Raw genomic sequence first — 16214 nt, forward strand, 5'->3', positions numbered from 1 at the left:
GGGCGTCGTGGACTCACAAGACACGCAACGACCCACCATCACCCTGGTCACAGTGAATGCCTCAAATCGCCTGCAAAATAGATCAGTTGCCCTCTTGCAGCGCACTGGCTGGTTCTCAGAAATGCACGGCCACAAGGTCCGCAGACCCCTGCAGGGCAGGTCGATGATTCGAAGACGCTATAACGCAGCGGCGTCTGGGAATCAGTGGCCGAGTAATCGGTTCAGCCATAACTTCGTAGGTTCGGGAGGGGTGGAGGGTACTGGTGACCGCCGTTGATGTGGGTCATGCCCTTCGGCTGCCGGACGCAGCGAGGTCGACAAGGCGAAAGGGAAGGTTCCGTCGGGCATGACGCGAAGCCGGCGCCATCACCAGCCGACGCGGTGGGGCGTAAGGCCGGATTCCGGAATGGACGGCTTGCCTGTGTCGGCAAGAAAATCATCAACGCCCGCCCACGCCGGATCGTCAGTCTCGGTTCTGAGGGAGTGCTCGCTCATTGCCCAGTGAGCCGGGAAAAGCGCCGTGGGCGCGAACGACGACTGGCGCCCGAATCGATGACGGATCGTCTGCCGTGTGCTCCAGTATGCCCATCGCAGGGAATGCATCCGCACCGGCTTGCCCTTCGTCCGCCAGGCGACGAGGGTGACCGCGAATTCGCCCAGGGGGTCGGTCGACGCGAGAGACTCCAAGCGGCGAGCACTGTCATGAAGGCCGTAGGCAACCAGCGCCTGGTAGTGCTCCAAGAGCACGCTCGGGGGCCGTCGCCGGGCAAGGGTCGTGAGCAGACGATCGGCGAGGCGCCTGGTGCTGACGAGTTCGGGAACGCTTCCACCGGACAGCTCATCCTGCCGGGGCGGGCGAGGTTGCATGATGTTCCTCAGGAGCAGGACGGCCTCGGGAGCTGGCCTGTCCAAGAAACGTTCCGTGATCACTTGGTCAAGGTGATCGTCAAGGTGCGCCTCGTACAGAGCTCGGCACAGGGCTGCGATCTCGGGTGCACCACGATGCTGGCTCTCGTCGGTGCAGATCCCTTCCGGCAGGACGTGGCGGGATCCTCGTGCCCTCAGACCGCGCAGTACCGCCCCGGCGTGGCCTGTGGGCCGTGACGTGATGGTGTTCCACCAGACGGCTACGGCGTGATCGTGCAGTCCGCAGTCGAACAGGGTGTCCACCATCTCAGCTCCGTCCGCGGCGCTGCACTGGCCGGCGGCCTCCGCCACGAGTTTCAACGAGCCGTTCACTCCGACGGGAAGCGAGTCGAGGCATCTGATCAGGTGGGCGGACTCGTGCGGGGGCAGGGAGCACAGTCCGATCGTGAGGGTGTCTGCCGCCTGCTGGTAGCGGCCGGCCAGATGAAAGTCAGCAATGATCTTCGCGGCCTGCGGAACGGGTCGGCTCCTGAGTACCTGGGGGAAGACGTTCGAGGCAGCAACGTGCAGGTCAGCCGATTGCAGGGCGGAGACAAGCGTGGCCAAATGGTCCGGGCTGCGCTGCTGGGTCGCCCGGAAGACGGCGTTGAAGTCATCGGTGCGTCCACCGCGGTGCAGAGCCCCCATGAGCTCGGCGACGTCAGAGGCGGACCGCTGGAGGGCTACGGCTGACTGAAACGCCTGTGCGAGTGCAGTCAGGTTCGCTTCATGGCACGCCAGGATCAGCAACACGAGGTCGTTGCAGAGGCGTTCCCTCGTCACCTCGGCAGCGGACTCCAGCATGTGGTGCTGGAGGGGGCTCTCGGTCAGGGCCTCATACATGGCCACAACGTCGTCAACCGGTCTGCTCGCGGCCGCTGCGCTCAGTACGACCAGGACTGCTTCCTCAAGTCCCGACCGGTGCAGCGTGGATGCCAGGCCCACTAGGTCTTGCGGAGTGTGCAGTTCGACCGACGCCCGAAGTACGGGGACTACGGGGTCCTGGAGCCCGGACTGGAGCAGTTCACTGACAAGGACGGCGATCTCGTGCGCACTGCGGATGGCGACCATGGCGGGCAGTGCGGCGTCTGCGTACTTGCCCAGTCCTGCCCGGTACAGCCCCGCCAGCAGATCCTGGACATCGTCCACCGGCCGGCAGCGCAGGACCGAGGTGACAAGGTCTCCTGCCGTGGCGGGGCGGGTGTTGGTTACCAGCCCGCCAACGAGCTGGAGCAGCTCGGGGACGGACGCCGAGCGGTCGGTAGCGTCCAGTACATCCATGAGGGATGCTCCGGAGATGCCCTGCGCCAGCAGCTCCTCTGCCGCGACAAGACGCTGCTCAAGTTGGACGCAGCGTTCCTCGGCCACGCGCCGTTGCTGCTGCACGTCCGCGAGAGCGGCACGCAGTCGCGCTACTACCTCCTCCAGGGCGGCGCAGTGCCCGTACATCCGGTCGTGCAGATCCTCCCAGCGGACGATCGCGCCGGCGTGTTCCTGCTGAAGCTCCGTCAGTTCCACCTCGGTGGTCATGTTCTGTGCGCGTAGCTCCTCCAGCTCTTGCTGACGGTCCAAAAGCTGCGCGGCCAGAGCGTTTTCCCGTACCTGTAGCCGGCGGGCCAGCGTATCCGTGGCTGCCAGCTGCTCCTCGATCTTTTGCAACTCGTCGGCAGGCTTGTGCGCTTGCTGCGCGTCCTTGTGCTGCTTTCGCAGCTCCCTTTCGACTGAGTCAGTGATCGGCTGCCCCGTCTTCTCTGAGGCGGCGCTCAACAGGGTGGAGACAAAGCTCCATTCAGGAACACGGATCCCCCTGAGGTAGCGGCTGACAGTGCTCGGGTGATGGTTGTAGCGACTGGCGTATCGGCGCACGCCGATGTCGAGCCCTTGAAAAACGGTGCGCAGGGAATCTGCGAACAGTCTCTTCTCCAGCGGGAGATCCTCAGGCAAGGGCGCCAGACTGCCGCCTGATGTGGTCATGATCTCCTCAGCGCATCGCTATTAGGGACAACGACCCTCAGAATCTAGCGATTGGCGCCTCGCCGGCAGCTGTCTCCGGCGCAATTGGCAACACTGACCGTCGCCGTTTCGAACGGCGGCTGTTGCCGCCTCCTGCGCAACAGCGGCGGGGGCGATGCTCGGAGGGCGGCTAGCGATCCTGGCCGCATCGTCACCGAGCGTGCACATGCCAGATCACAGGGAGAGCCGTGTCTACTGTCCAACCGCCCCGCAAGAAGCAGCGAGCGAGCGCCCCTTCTGTACCCTCTGCCGCACTCGAAGGCCGAAGCCGTCTCCTTCTGGAGCTGGCAACGCCACGCCGCCCCAGCGCCGTAGGCGCGACAGCCGTCGTCGGTAGCGGGGCCCTTGCCACGGCCATTGCGGGCGGGCATCTTCCCCACACTCCGGGCCAGGTCTGGCCCTTGGTCGTGCTGAACGTCTCCGCGATGGCCTACGACCTGGGACGTGAAGCGCTCAGGAGCCGACGGTCCCTCTAGCGCTGTGCCCGCAGAGACTCCGCCGCGGCCCGGGCCCGTAGCCTGACCGGATGCCCGATGACATCCTCGCCCAGTGGCCCCTCGCGCCCGCCTCCGAGACCGACTGGCTCACGGAGCTCACTCGGGACGACGGCCTCACCGGCTACGAGGCACCCGGGCGGCCCGACGCCGCCTGGGTGCTCGGCGCCATGTACGAGCGAGGGTCGTCCGCGAGCAATTCGGTCAACGACAGCCAGAGCAGGGACGAGCACCCCGGCCTTGGATGGGAGCGGCTGCGCTGGGCTGACCTGGCCGACCGCATCGGCGATCCGATCGTTCCACAGGGGCTGTACCCCTGCTTCCACTGCTTCCCCTCCACGAATACGGCGGACATCGGGCCCGGCACCATCGAATGGCCGGCCGAGGGCAGTCTCGACAGACCGACATGGGACCAGCTGATCCGGTTCCTTACCGCCCATAGCCTCGACGGAGCAGACACCGCCTGTCTGGCGTACTACAGCCCTCTCATCACCGGTGACTTCGAGAAGGGCCACGTCCGCTCCGGGCGCCTGGGCGACGCCCGGTCCCTCTTCGACAACCCGGACATCCTGCAAACCCCGTCCAACCTGTGGGTCACCGACCGCTCCTGGGTCATCTGCACCGACTACGACCTGTGGGGCACGAAGGTCTGCGGCCCCCACTCCCTCGTTGAAGCACTACTCAGGGACCTCGAGATTGAAGCCATTCGCCTGCCCTGGACCAGCTAGTGACTTCGTAGCGTCCATGAACTGGCCAATATAGAACTACAGTTCGGCTGAAGGGTCCCTTTTGACACCTCTAGCACCATGATGTGATCAGCGCCATGAAGAAGATCACGGCGTTAACAGCCACTGCCCTGACCACCGCGACGCTGCTGTCAGGTCTCACATCGTCCGCACTGGCCAGGCCCGGCCCGGTCGTACCGCACCCCTGGGACAAGCGGGTGCACTGCAACGCGACCGACCCTGACGGCCGTCACATCGTCACCCGCTTCGGCACATCCGGCTTCGGCTGGAACCACTTCACCACCCGCCACAACATCCACAAGTGCTCTACGCTGGCCGCAGCCATCCACGGCAACGTCGACCGCAACGACCACCACGGCCGCCTGGAGTACGACGGTGTCGCCTTCGAAACTGGCCCACGGCCACGGCAGGTCAAGTTCACCGTCATCGTTCAGTACACCCGGAAGACGAAAGACGGGCTGTACGACGCAGGCAGGGGACAGAAAATCGGCGTCATCAACGCGTTCTGCCACAACCAGAGAAACAACAAGTGCCCCGCATGGATGCATCCGTGACCGATCCTGAAGACCGCGAGCAGCAGGCGGACATCACCCGGCGCCTGCTGTACTTCCTGAACGCTCCGATTGTCGAGTACTGCCGCCTGCGCGGTGTCCTGCCCGCACCCGGCGCCGTACGCGTCGCGATCCGTGCCGGGGACGACGAGCACGCCCGGGACTTCCTCTACGAGATCCCCAACGACACCGTGACCCCCTACTACGTTCCTGGCCTCCTGAGAGCGGTCCTGACCGGGCCCCAGCTCTACAGCAGCAGCGATGTGGAGGAGGTCATGGGGATGACACTCATCCGGCTGCGCCCGGAGGAGATCGCCCCGGAGCCGGAGCCCGAGCAGGGGCGGGCGCTCACCGCCGTGCAGGCATTGTCGGGACCCGGTGACGACGAGGACCCGTTCTTGATCGGCTTCCTGATGCACGGCGGCGGACTGCTGCGCCTGTACGTGCAGCGCACCGACCGTCCCGGCATCATCGGCGCCGACATCCGCCTCACCGAGACGCCCGCCACCGCACTCATCGCCTCCCTGGCCTCCCTCGTCGAGGAAGAGCAGTACCGACAGCCGGCGCCAGACGACCCGCACTGCGACCTCCTCGTCGACCTGACCAACTGGTAGGGCCCTTGCCGACGAGGACCTCGCACTTCGTGATGAGTGAAGCGGGAGTGGTCGCAGCCCAGTTGATCGTGACGGCGCCCTTAGTCAGATAGGTGCCACCCGACAGGCTGGCGCCGGTGACCGACGTGACCGTGAGGGCGGCGACGGGTCCGGCGGCCCACGTACGCAGGGTCGGCGGCTGGTTGTACAGAGCCGTACCGGGACATTCGGTGGCGTACGCGTCGCGATGGCCGGAAACACGGTTGGGAGGTGGGGCGAGGCCGGGGCCCAGCACGCCATCACAGGGCTCGAAGCGGAACTCGGCAACCTGCTGGAGCAGCCGACGTCGCAATGCCGGTTCGGCTGCCGCGAGTATGGAGAGCATGGGTGGACGACCCGCGCGTCGGCCTGCCACCAGATCACCTTGGAAGGATGCCCTGCCCGACTGGCGTGCAGCGGAAGGCTTATAGCTCCCCCGGCGAGCCACGCCCTGGACAGCCCCAACCGCCGGCGTTCTCAGCCGGTCGACAGCTTGATCCGCCGACCGTGTGAGCCGACCTCACGGTGCGCGCTTCGCCCACTCCCCCGGCCAGCCGTACGCTCACGCCGCGAAGCCGACGTTGGTCACGTACTCGTACTGTCCCCATTGCGAGCCGAGGTCCACGATCTGGTCGATCCAGGCTTCGTCCAGGGCTTCGTCGTCTCCGTCGGCCCAGGCTCGTACCACGGCATCCCAGTGACGGATGTTCAGGCTTCGGTATTCCACGATCCGTTGACGCGGCCGGTCGACCTGGGACTGGTTCAGGGGGTGCAGCTCGACTCGTGTGCCGCGGCCCTCGCGGTTGAGGCGGCCCAGGAGATAGCGGGCGACGTTCTGCCGGCGCACTGTCCTGTAGGCGGTCTCGATGCGTTCCAGGTTCTTCTTGGACGGGGTGCGCTTCCCGTCGAGCCAGGCTTTGAGGGTGCGGTCGGTGACCGTGAGGCCGGCTTCACGTGCAGCTGCGCGGGCGTGGTCGGTACGGGTCAGGTAGTGCAGGCGGGCCAGCAGACCTCGTTTTGCTGTGATGGGGGTGGCGATGTAGCCGGCGAGCTTGTCGAGTTGCCGGGCGACGGCTTCGTAGCCCTTGATGCCACGAGCGCCGAATTTACCGAAATCAATGTTCTTTTCCGGCATCCTGCCCTCACTCCTGACTGCTCGGCGAACTTCCCCTATTCTAACTGAACTTGCAACGCAAGAAGGTCATTCTCGACTCAATTCTTCCATCAGTATTGGCTTATGCCGTGCGAGAGTTTCTGTGCGGGTGAGTAGAGGAGATAGAGTCTTGGTGTCTGAGAGTCTGCGCCGGCGGCAGTCATCGGGAACGTCTGGAGTGTGCGGTGGTTCGTCGCCGATTTCGAGGGATTGCGTCCAGCGAATTACTCAGGCGGTACGGACTTCGAGGCGTAGTTCGAGTTGGCGGCGTAGGCGGGCGGATGCGCCGCGGAGAGTGCCGAGTTGTCGTACCTCCGTGGCCGTGAGTTCTGTCCGTGCTGCCAGTGCGAGTACTGCCGCGTAGGGTCGTTCTCCCTCTGCGAGTTTCGCTGCCGTGGCGTCTCGGACTGCCAGCAGCACTGTGCGGTCCGTGCGGGGATGTTCCGCCAACAGGTGAAGGAGTCTGTTGTCGTTCCAGCTGCTGTCTTGGGCCGTGCTGAGTTCCAGCAGAGTGCGGGACTCCGTGTATGGGTTGGAAGCCAGAGCGTGCCAGACGAAGGGATAGGGGCAGCGCGCGAGTTGGTGCAGGGTGGAGCTGTCGTGTTCGGTGTGTGCCAGTTGTAGGTGGTCGGCTGGTGTGGGCACGTTCATGACCCTCTGGATCGTTGGGAGGGCCATCCTGTCATCAGGGCGGTCTCTTCGGTGGGCAAGGCGGGGCAAGGCGGTTACTCCCCTGTGCCGGTTTTGTCGGGTCGTGGTTCGCCCGCGGCTGATGGGTTGTCGGGGTGTGCTGCGGCGCGCAGGGCGTGTACGGCGGGTGTGTCGCGGTTGGCCGGGAGCCATGCGAGGCAGGAGACGGAGTTGCCGAGCTCGGGGGAATCCACGTAGGTGAGTCCGGGGCGCGGGTAGAGGCGGCGGGCGGCCGCCGGTAAGAACGTGATGGCTCGTTTCTGTAAGACCGCGAGCACCATGGCTTCGGTGTCGCGGACTACGGGACCGTAGCGCACGCTGGTTCCGTCGGGGCGTGGGTTGATGGTGAGGTGGTCCCACCACTGTCGTGGCACTTCGGGGGGCATGTTCACCACGGCGCGGTCCGCGATCTGGGCCAGGGTGAGTTGTGTTTCGTTGGCGAGCGGGTCGTCTGCCGGGAGGCAGATCACGCGTGGCTCTGTGGCGAGTTGGATGCTTTGGAAGCTGGAGGGCAGTGGTGCGCGCAGGAAGGCGGCGTCGACGGTGCCGTCTGCGAGGGCGTCGAACTGCTCGACGAAGTTCAGGTTGAGGACTTCGACCTCGAGGTGGGGGTGGCGGTTGTGCAGGCGGTCGAGGACGGTTCTTGCGTGTGGCATGGCTGCTTCCGCGCCGAGGGAACCGATGCGTAGTCGGCCTCGTACGGTGCCGGCGTGTGTGTGGGAGACCTGAAGCAGTTGTGCCATGGCGCGGAGTACTTCTTTGGCTTGCTCGGCCAGTGCGTGGCCCGCCGGGGTGAGGGTCAGGGTGCCGCTGCGGCGTTCCAGCAGGGAGATGTCGAGGCGCTGCTCCAGTGCGCGCATCTGTTGGCTGAGCGCCGGTTGGGAGATGAACATGCGAGCGGCTGCCCGTCCGAAGTGGAGTTCTTCCGCCAGTACGAGGAAGAGGCGTAACTGGTGAAGGCTCGGCTCTCGGGCGTTTCGGTGACGCGTCCCCCGGGCGACCATAGAGTGCAGGTTATCGAATCGCTGAGTGTTCCCTTCGGTTCTCGGCCGCTCTGATGCCCGGGGCTGGACAAGAATGGATCAAGGGGTCTGTTCTGCCGCGCTGTTGAGCGCGGTGGCCTCTGCCGTGCGGCGGTGAGCGCCTCCCCCCTGTCGGTCGTGACGGAATTGGGGAGGGCGGCATGCTTCGTCTGCATTTCACTGAGGATGACTTGAGGAGGGTTCGGGTGTCTCGTGGCCCGGATCCTCTGTGGGAGATCGTCTGCAGCATCTGTCGATTAAAGACGGGTGATGGGCGGGCGGAGTTCGGGGTGTGGCGCGATGCGACGCGTGACAGGATCCGCCGTGACGAGAGGCTGCGTGTGGCGTTGTCGCCGTTGCGCGGTCTCGTGCCTAGCCACGGTTACATTCCCGACCTTCTCACTCCCGACGTGTCCGGGGATTTTGCGGCGGGGTTGGATGCGATCGGGGCGACACCGGCGCGTGTGGTGGCTGACCAGGTGGGACGTCTGAACGCTGCGCAGGCCAGGTTGCGTGGGCCTGTTGGGGGTCCGCGGGTGGACTCTGTCGATTTGGTGAGAGTCGTTCGGGCGCTTCGCACGTACTTCGATACGTTGCTGAGGCCTCATCTGTCGCGCGTGCGTGGTCAGGTGGGGGTCGATGTCGGTCTGCGCTCGGAGTCTCTGCTCGGTGGTGGTGTGCGGGGGCTTCTGGAGAGTTTGGCGCCCTATGCGCGATGGCGGGATCCGGTCCTTGAGGTGGATTATCCGGTGAGCCGTGACGTGTTTCTGGGGGGCCGCGGGCTGCTTCTTGTGCCCTCTTTCTTCTGCTGGCGTCGGCCGACGGCGCTGGCGGATCCGGATCTGACGCCGACTTTGGTGTATCCGGTGGCCAAGCCGGCCTGGCATTTGGCTCGGGACGGTGGGAGGGGTGCCTCGCGGTTGCTCGGCCGGACGCGTGCCGCCATTCTTCAGGCTCTTGCCGGTCGTGACAGTTGTGGGGGACGGACGTCGACGGACATTGCTCGTGTCGTGGGTATCGCGCAGTCGAGTCTCACTTACCAGATGAGTGCGTTGCGTGATGGGGGTCTGGTCAGTAGCCGTCGTTGCGGGAAGTACGTGGTTCACGCTGTCACGCCGCTTGGGCTGCGGGTTCTCGACGGGGCGTGACGGGCCCGTTTGCGCCGGATCGGTCGCGGTGGCGCCTGTGTCGGGGGAGGGCCGGCGGCGGGTTACGCGCTCTGTCGGCGTCTCCTGCGTCGCCTTCTTGATTCTGCTCTGTCGTGGTGGGCGCCGGTGACATTTCGATTTGCTTCGAATGCATTGGCGGTTGCTTCGTCGAGGTTCCAGGCTCGGTGCGGTGGCCGTCGCGGTGATCGATACACCGTGCGGCCCTGGAGAAGGAACCGTGATTCGGCGTTCGACAGGGGAATTCATGCATACCGGCAGATTGCTTCGTACGACTATCGTGGCCTGTTCTTTGTCCGTCGTCGCGGTTGCTGCGCCGGCCCAGGCGGCAGCGGAAGCACCGGCTCCGTCTACAGATGCTGCCGTTCAGTCCTGTCAGATCGGAGGGGCCTATACGGACTTCCGCGGCACGGGAATCAACATTCGGGCCACGCCGGGCGGGCGGATCGTCGGCCAGGCGAATCGCGGGGACTGCGCGCACTGGTACCAGACGGACCCCGGCCCCAGGGTCGACTGCCCTGACGGCACCAGCACCGCGGCTTGGCAACTCGTCCTGGACCTGCGCACGCGCGTTCCCGGATATGTCTCTGCCTGCTACGTCTGACCTGCTGGAGGGATGGGGCGACGTACTACGGCGGGGTGGGTTGCCCGCCGTCATGAGGACTGTCCCTTCGGACAGGCGGAACCGATCATCGGAGGAAACGTATGCGTAAGACACTCGCGGCGCTGGGTTCTACCGCTGCCCTCGTTCTGGCACTGGCCACGACCTCGGTCCAGTCGGCGGAGGCGGCGCCTGCGGCCGGCTGGAGCCGCTGTCCCAACGGGTATTTCTGCATCTTCGACGGGGTCGACGGGACCGGCACGATCGCGTGGTTCGCGTCGGGCTCCCCCGACCTGCGGGGTCAGTCGATGGACAACCGGACGTCGTCGTACTGGAACCGCAACAGCGAAGCCTTCGCCCTGCACGACGGGTACAACTACACCGGCGGCTGCTGGACGGTCTTCGGCGGTACACAGACCAACCTGCCGTCGCGCTTTCCCGAGTGGGACAACCGGTTCAGCTCGATCACCAAGTTCGCCTGCGGCTGAGCTCGCCTGTCGCCCGGTGGGGAATCCCGTCATCACGTGATGGTGTCCTCGACCGTCTAGCTGCCGGTGTCGGCGATCCGGACGGTCGAGGACGCGCGTCCCAGCCCGGGATTCCCGACGCCCGCCTGTACTGAGTTCACGACCGCCATACTGTCGTGGATCTGCCAGTCCTGGTGCCCGTAATGGCCATGCTTGTCATGCTTGGATGTCGCGCGCCGCGCCTCGGACGGTCTGCTCGGCATCATGCGGTTGAGGCCTCTTGATGCGTCGTATCGCGCAAGGCATACGAGGAGCCTGCCTACCCGTGGTTGGCACTGCGACCTGTTGGGAAGGCCCGACGTAAGTGCGCTACGCAATGTCTGGCGTGGGGGGACTGTGACCGGTATCGAAGTCGCGGTGGCGTGTGTGTTTGCCTGGGCGGTCAACAAGGTGCGCCGGGTCGGGGGGCGGGCCGATGGCGAGGTGGACTTCGTCCTGGACTCGGCGATGGACCGAGTGCACGAGGTGGTCGTTCGCAGACTCGGGTCGGACGCTGAGCTGATCCGTCTGCAGGCGGAGGCTGAGGCGGGACAAGAGGAGCCGAGCGCGCTGACTCGTACCCGTGTCGAGCAGGTTCTGGCCGAGGCGGCTAGGGAAGACGCTGCTTTCGCCGCCGATTTACAGGCTGCGGTCGAAGCGTGGGCGGCGCTGAGTTCGGCTTCAGTAGTTCCTGCGGCGGGCGCTTACGGGCTTGCGGTCGGCGGTGCGGTCCGTTTGGTAGCCGAGGGTGGTTCGTTCGCTGCAGGTGTGGCCAATGTGAAGGGTGATATCAGTTTGGGAAACCCTCCTCAGCCGGGTCCAGCCCGCTCTTGAACGACCCGGCGGAATCGTCGTCGCTGCTCGTGTCGGCTGTCGGTGGCGGGCTGTCTGCCTACAGTCTGCGAGCTGGTTCGATCTACGTGGGGAGCCGTCCGGTTGATATTCCAGATCCCGTGACAGTGGCGCCTCCTCTGGGGTTGCGTGACCCGCAGCACCCGATACGTGGCCGAGGGGACGTGTTGCAACGTCTGCAAGCTTCTCTGGCTCGCCCCGGCGGGTACCGGATTTCGGTGCTGTGCGGCATGGGAGGCTGCGGCAAGACTGCCCTGGCAGTCGAAGTGGCCGCGTCGTGGGTGCGCGCCGGGTGGCGCGTGTGGTGGGTGGACGGTCAGCGGGGCGCGAGTCTCGAAGCAGGGATGCGTGCCGTTGCCCGTCAGGCAGGCGCCTCCGAGGAAGAACTGCGCAACGGTGATACCGCCGATGTGGTGTGGGCATACCTGGAGTGCTTGCGGGAGCGGTGGCTGCTGGTGGTCGACAGCGCAGACGATGTAGCCCTTCTCAATGGCCCCGGTCATCTCAGCGCCGGAACCGGCTGGGTTCGCCCGTTGGTCTCCGGCCGAGGCAATGGTGCGGTCCTGGTAACCAGTCGCGACAGTACGGTCGCGGTGTGGGGACCGGTGTCGAGGCTGTACCCCATCCATCCATTGACCGGCGATCATCTAGATGATGCGGCCCATATCCTGCAGGACCATGCCCACAGCTCTGCCGGAACCCACGGTGAGGCGCGGGAACTCGCCGGACGGTTGGGCGGTCTGCCTCTGACGTTGCGGCTCGCCGGCACCTACCTCACATCCGTGCACCAGACGCCAGGCGCCTTCCGTCCGTGCGGGACGCCCTCTACCTACGTCGACTACCGACGAGTTTGGGAGCACGAAGTGGAACGGCTGGACTCCGATCACGTCCTGGCACGCACGCTGTCCCTGTCCGTCGGACTGCTGGAAGAGCGCGGCCAGACCCATGCTCGGTCTTTGCTCGAACTGATCACTGCTTTCGCCGATGCCGAACTTCCCTATTCCCTCCTGCTCACTCCCGAGCGTCTGGCCTCTGCACCGGACGGTCTCAACGCCTTGAGTGGATCCGCGGTTTGGGACCATCTGACCGGCTTGGCCGCGTTCGGCCTTGTTGATCTGCGCGGTCCAGGCGTCACTGACCTTCCGGTTCTTCAGCTCCATCCGCTGGTACGAGACACCTGTCGCAATCCTGCTCTTCTCGTCACAGCCGCCTCTTTGTTGCAGTCCGCGGCGGGCGCTGCTGAGACCGGGACGCCGCACGAGCCCGAGTTCTGGATGCACTGGCGGCTGCTGACACCCCACATTCTCGACGTCTTCCACCGTGCAGTTTCTGAGCCGTTGCCGGGCCGCATCCTCCTGGCAGCGGCCACATCGGCCAGCCTGGCCGCCCAGTATCTTCGGACCCGTGGCCTTCACGCACAGGCCCGCTCAGAGTTCGAGGCGGTCCTCGCGGTGTACCGGGAACAGTTGGGCGAGAGTCACCACGACACCCTGGTCACCCGGCTCGAGCTTGCCCGTGTGCTGCGTGAGCAAGGCGAACTACCCCAAGCCCGGCGGGAGGTCGAAGCCGTTCTCGCTCTGCGCCGGGACCAGCTCGGCGACGCCCACGAGGAGACCTTGACTACTCGGCACGAGCTTGCCCGTGTCCTGCGTGAGCAAGGCGAACTACCCCAAGCCCGCTCGGAATTCGAGGCAATCCTCACCCTTCGCCAGGGTCAGCTCGGCGACACCCACGAGGAGACCTTGGCCGCTCGGCACGAGCTTGCTCGGATACTGCACGACCAAGGCGATTTGCGAGCGGCCGGCACAGGGTTCGAGGCAGTCCTCGCCGTGCGAAGAGAACAGCTTGGCGAAGCGCATCCCAGCACTCTGGCCAGTCGGCACAACTTCGCTCGCGTGCTGCACAGTCGGGGAGATCTGGCCGGGGCACGCTCCGAACTCGAAGCGATTCTTGGCGTCGAACGAGAATTACGCGGCGATGCTTATCCTGGGACGCTCGACACACGACATGATCTCGCTCGAGTGATGCAGGACCAAGGAGAACTTCAGGCGGCACGCTCCGAATTCGAAGCCGTTCTCGCTCTGCGCCGTGAGCGGCTTGGTGCCTCGCACCCGAGTACCTTGGACACTCAGCGTCGTTTGATGCAGGTGTCTGTTGCCGAAGGAGAGATGGGGATGGGACCCGGAATCGGTGGGAACTGATACCGCTGCCCGGCGCTTTCGCGCTTCGCATGCTTGCCTGGGCCGAAGAGCTGAAGTAGCTCTTCGGCCCTGCCGGCAGGCGCCGTCGTCTTGGCAGTGATGCCAGACAGCTGTCAGAGCACGAGCGCGCTGCATGCTCTGGAGCAGGTGAGGCGGTGATGGGTCAGGTGATCCAGCTGCCCGCGGCGCAGTCGGCGGAAGTGACCCATTTGTGCGCCATGATGTTGTTGTTCATGTTGGCGCCATTGGTGAAGGTGTTGTCGCCGAGGTAGTCGGCATAGAGCTCTCCTGGTGCAAGGCAGGCGTACGATCCTGTGCCGCCGGGGAGGAAGTAGAAGGCGACCATGTCCCTCCCTCCGAAGAATCCTGCGTTCATGACGGAGGAGGCTCGGTTGTTGGCGTTGGTGAATCCGCCTATTCCGTCTCCCCAGTTGAGGTCGTTTCCGGTTGTTCCGCCGAGGTAGTCGCCGCTGCAGTCGGTCCCATCCCAGGCATGCATGGAGCCGTTGCGGCCCGGCCATTTGGCGTTGCAGATGTCCCCTTCGGTGGTGGCTTGCGCCGCGGTGCCGGTGACGGAAAGCCCGAATACGGACAGGCTGAGGGCAACGACGAACGTGCCTAATGTGCGCATGGTTGACTCCTTGGTGTCGCTGCTGCCGCTTCGGCGAACGTTCTCGGCCGTAACGGTTGGGGAATTCTGTGATGTCAGGTGCGTGCGTCGACGAGGAGGCGGGCGCACTCCAGGGCGTGATGTTGGAACTCGTGCCAGGTTTCCAGCGCTTTTTCGTACCGCTTGGGCAGTTCGCTGACGTAGTGGGCTTCGCGTGCCTCGCCGATGGCTTTCAGTGAGGTCTTCCGGGCGCAGGTGGCATCGGCTACGGCAAGATCACGCTCACCGGGGAACGCTCTGTCGACGCCGAGCCGAACTGATCGCTGGGCGGCGGCCTGGCGGGCCGCCTGAGGGTCCGGGTAGGGGTGACCGGCGTGGTTCATGCATTGCGACCAGGCCTTCAGTGCCGCGTTGAACTTCTCGTCGGCCATCACTTTGGGGACGTAGAGCGGCTGCAGGCTGCCAGCGGTCTTTTCTGCGCGGAACCAGGCCCGCACGTCTCCGTACAGCCGCCTCTCGGATTCCGCTACACAGCCTCCTTCCCGTTTCTGGACGACACCGCCGCCGGGAAGCGTGGCGGAGATGACAGGTGCTTGGAGCCCTCCGTCCAATGCCTCGTCATACGCCGTGCGTTTCTCTGCGGACAGGCTCTTGTGGTAGGCGATGTTGGGGTCGGTGCGCCGTCGGCGGTCTTCCTGCGCGGAGATTCGGCTCCCGTAGGCGTGACGGCGCGCCCAGTCGACATCGTCCAATACGTAGCCCAGAGTGCGACTTTCCTCCAGGCTTGGGCGCTCCGCTTCCCAATAGGTGAAGCCATCGCGTTCCATGCACTTTCGGACCAGTACCTGCTGGGCGTCGGCGATACGGAGCGCCTCCGCATCGGTAAGTGCCCGGGAGGTGCTCGGCGAGGTGGAAGCCGACGCGCCCTGCGGCGTCTGTGCGTTGCCGCATCCGGCCGCCAAGGCGGTCACGACGGCCAACGTCGTAGCCAGGACTGACACTCGCCGCATACCGGTTCCCCTGATCCCCGAGACACCTCGCGTCGGCCCTCTCTCGCTTTCGGCCGACCCAGACCTGCCTCAGCGTGACCACATCGCCGGGCTAGGACCATGAATTCGAGCAGCGTCGAATCGGGGATCCGCTTTCGAGGGGGCCTGCCCGATGAGTTCACCGCGACCGGATCACCTCAGTCCGGGGGCTGTCGCCGAGCTGTGGGGTCAGGCGGCCTGGCAGAGCGTTGCCGGGCCGGTTGGCACGGTGGCGAGGGTGTCGGTCGGCCCTGTGTGGGTTCGATGGCTGGTGGGGCTGGTGGTTGGGGTCTGTGTGTGGCTGCGGGCGAAGACGACCAGGCGCAGGACTGCGAAGCGGGCGACGCCGGCGAGTGCGGAGGCTGCGAGGTAGACGGTCTGCTGGAGCATCGCGTCGGGGGTGGCGACCAGTTGGTGCAGGGCGAGTGTGGCGGTGCAGGTGAGGGCGAAGGCGGCGGCTGCGGAGCCGGCTGACTGTGTGTGCTGGCGCCAGGTTGCGTGTCCGCCTGCGCCGAAGGAGAAGCGGGCGTGGAGTTCGGTGGCCAGGAGGGTGGAGAGGATGGTGACGAGGGCGTTGGCCAGGCCCCAGGGGATCTGTGTGGCGACGGCGGCCACGGTGAGGCTGGAGGCGAGTCCTACGGTGCCGCCGAGGAGGGTGAAGCGGGCGAAGGCGATGTAGGCGCTGGGTGTGGCCTGTTGCCGGCTCTGCGTTGTCTTCATGGTTCGCCTCCTCTTGGCTGTTGGTCTGCGGAGCTCGTTCTCGGTGGTCTGCGTGGCCGCCGCTTCGTTGTTTCTTATGATGGAAACGCTACGTTGCATTCATGGATTTGACAACGTATTTATCGCTCGGGATCAGGGTTTTAGCAGGTGGAGGCACTGTTTTTGTTGCAATGGATCCGTTGTAACGCAACAGATCCTCTTGCGATCATTGCAATGGATTGGCTGTGAACGCTACGCCGGAGAGCCTGGGTCGCTCCGAGGTGCGTTGTCGGGCGTCCGTCGCATGCGCAGGGCGGCGTACTCCGACCGTGTCGGGGTGCGCC

At 65.4% G+C, this 16214-nt stretch carries 13 protein-coding genes; 7 read left to right on the plus strand and 6 right to left on the minus strand.

The window, feature by feature from the left end:
- Nucleotides 1-366: 366 nt before the first annotated feature.
- Nucleotides 367-2880, minus strand: a complete 2514-nt coding sequence (locus tag ABZT74_RS28105; protein ID WP_356439117.1) for a hypothetical protein — start codon at nucleotides 2878-2880, stop codon at nucleotides 367-369.
- Nucleotides 2881-3445: 565 nt separating this feature from the next.
- Here ABZT74_RS28105 and ABZT74_RS28110 point away from each other — a divergent pair.
- The 3 genes from ABZT74_RS28110 to ABZT74_RS28120 all read left to right on the plus strand — a co-directional run bounded on the left by ABZT74_RS28110 (nucleotide 3446) and on the right by ABZT74_RS28120 (nucleotide 5324).
- Complete coding sequence (locus tag ABZT74_RS28110) at nucleotides 3446-4141, plus strand: hypothetical protein (RefSeq protein ID WP_356439120.1); 696 nt, start codon at nucleotides 3446-3448, stop codon at nucleotides 4139-4141.
- A gap of 95 nt (nucleotides 4142-4236) precedes the next feature.
- On the plus strand, nucleotides 4237-4713 hold the full coding sequence (locus ABZT74_RS28115; RefSeq protein ID WP_356439123.1) for a hypothetical protein: 477 nt from the start codon (nucleotides 4237-4239) through the stop codon (nucleotides 4711-4713).
- A complete protein-coding gene (locus tag ABZT74_RS28120; RefSeq protein ID WP_356439126.1) occupies nucleotides 4710-5324 on the plus strand; it encodes a hypothetical protein in 615 nt (204 codons plus the stop codon). Before ABZT74_RS28115 ends, ABZT74_RS28120 begins: the two co-directional genes overlap by 4 nt.
- Before the next feature lie 580 nt (nucleotides 5325-5904).
- On the opposite strand, the gene ABZT74_RS28125 is transcribed toward ABZT74_RS28120, so the two are convergent.
- Both ABZT74_RS28125 and ABZT74_RS28130 read right to left on the minus strand, forming a co-directional pair.
- Complete coding sequence (locus tag ABZT74_RS28125) at nucleotides 5905-6477, minus strand: transcriptional regulator (RefSeq protein ID WP_356439129.1); 573 nt, start codon at nucleotides 6475-6477, stop codon at nucleotides 5905-5907.
- A 743-nt stretch (nucleotides 6478-7220) separates the two neighbouring features.
- Nucleotides 7221-8189 carry a LysR family transcriptional regulator gene (locus tag ABZT74_RS28130; RefSeq protein ID WP_356439132.1) on the minus strand — a complete coding sequence of 323 codons (969 nt, stop codon included), beginning with the start codon at nucleotides 8187-8189 and terminating at the stop codon, nucleotides 7221-7223.
- Nucleotides 8190-8368: 179 nt separating this feature from the next.
- Between ABZT74_RS28130 and ABZT74_RS28135 the strand changes: the two genes are divergently transcribed.
- The 4 genes from ABZT74_RS28135 (at nucleotide 8369) to ABZT74_RS28150 (ending at nucleotide 13533) form a co-directional block, all read left to right on the plus strand.
- Nucleotides 8369-9355 carry a helix-turn-helix domain-containing protein gene (locus tag ABZT74_RS28135; RefSeq protein WP_356439135.1) on the plus strand — a complete coding sequence of 329 codons (987 nt, stop codon included), beginning with the start codon at nucleotides 8369-8371 and terminating at the stop codon, nucleotides 9353-9355.
- Nucleotides 9356-10078: 723 nt separating this feature from the next.
- Nucleotides 10079-10462 carry a peptidase inhibitor family I36 protein gene (locus ABZT74_RS28140; RefSeq protein ID WP_356439138.1) on the plus strand — a complete coding sequence of 128 codons (384 nt, stop codon included), beginning with the start codon at nucleotides 10079-10081 and terminating at the stop codon, nucleotides 10460-10462.
- A gap of 375 nt (nucleotides 10463-10837) precedes the next feature.
- Nucleotides 10838-11314: a hypothetical protein gene (locus tag ABZT74_RS28145; protein ID WP_356439141.1), complete on the plus strand. Its 477-nt coding sequence runs from the start codon at nucleotides 10838-10840 to the stop codon at nucleotides 11312-11314.
- Between the two features lie 182 nt (nucleotides 11315-11496).
- Nucleotides 11497-13533 carry a tetratricopeptide repeat protein gene (locus tag ABZT74_RS28150; protein WP_356439144.1) on the plus strand — a complete coding sequence of 679 codons (2037 nt, stop codon included), beginning with the start codon at nucleotides 11497-11499 and terminating at the stop codon, nucleotides 13531-13533.
- A 163-nt stretch (nucleotides 13534-13696) separates the two neighbouring features.
- On the opposite strand, the gene ABZT74_RS28155 is transcribed toward ABZT74_RS28150, so the two are convergent.
- From ABZT74_RS28155 to ABZT74_RS28165, 3 genes are all read right to left on the minus strand, one after another.
- On the minus strand, nucleotides 13697-14164 hold the full coding sequence (locus tag ABZT74_RS28155; protein WP_356439148.1) for a hypothetical protein: 468 nt from the start codon (nucleotides 14162-14164) through the stop codon (nucleotides 13697-13699).
- Nucleotides 14165-14238: 74 nt separating this feature from the next.
- Nucleotides 14239-15114, minus strand: a complete 876-nt coding sequence (locus ABZT74_RS28160; RefSeq protein WP_356439151.1) for a hypothetical protein — start codon at nucleotides 15112-15114, stop codon at nucleotides 14239-14241.
- Between the two features lie 246 nt (nucleotides 15115-15360).
- Nucleotides 15361-15891, minus strand: coding sequence for a hypothetical protein (locus ABZT74_RS28165; RefSeq protein WP_356439154.1), 531 nt, complete (start codon nucleotides 15889-15891; stop codon nucleotides 15361-15363).
- Between the last annotated feature and the right edge of the window lie 323 nt (nucleotides 15892-16214).

The organism is Streptomyces sp. NPDC005302 (assembly GCF_040607345.1).
Lineage (GTDB): Bacteria > Actinomycetota > Actinomycetes > Streptomycetales > Streptomycetaceae > Streptomyces.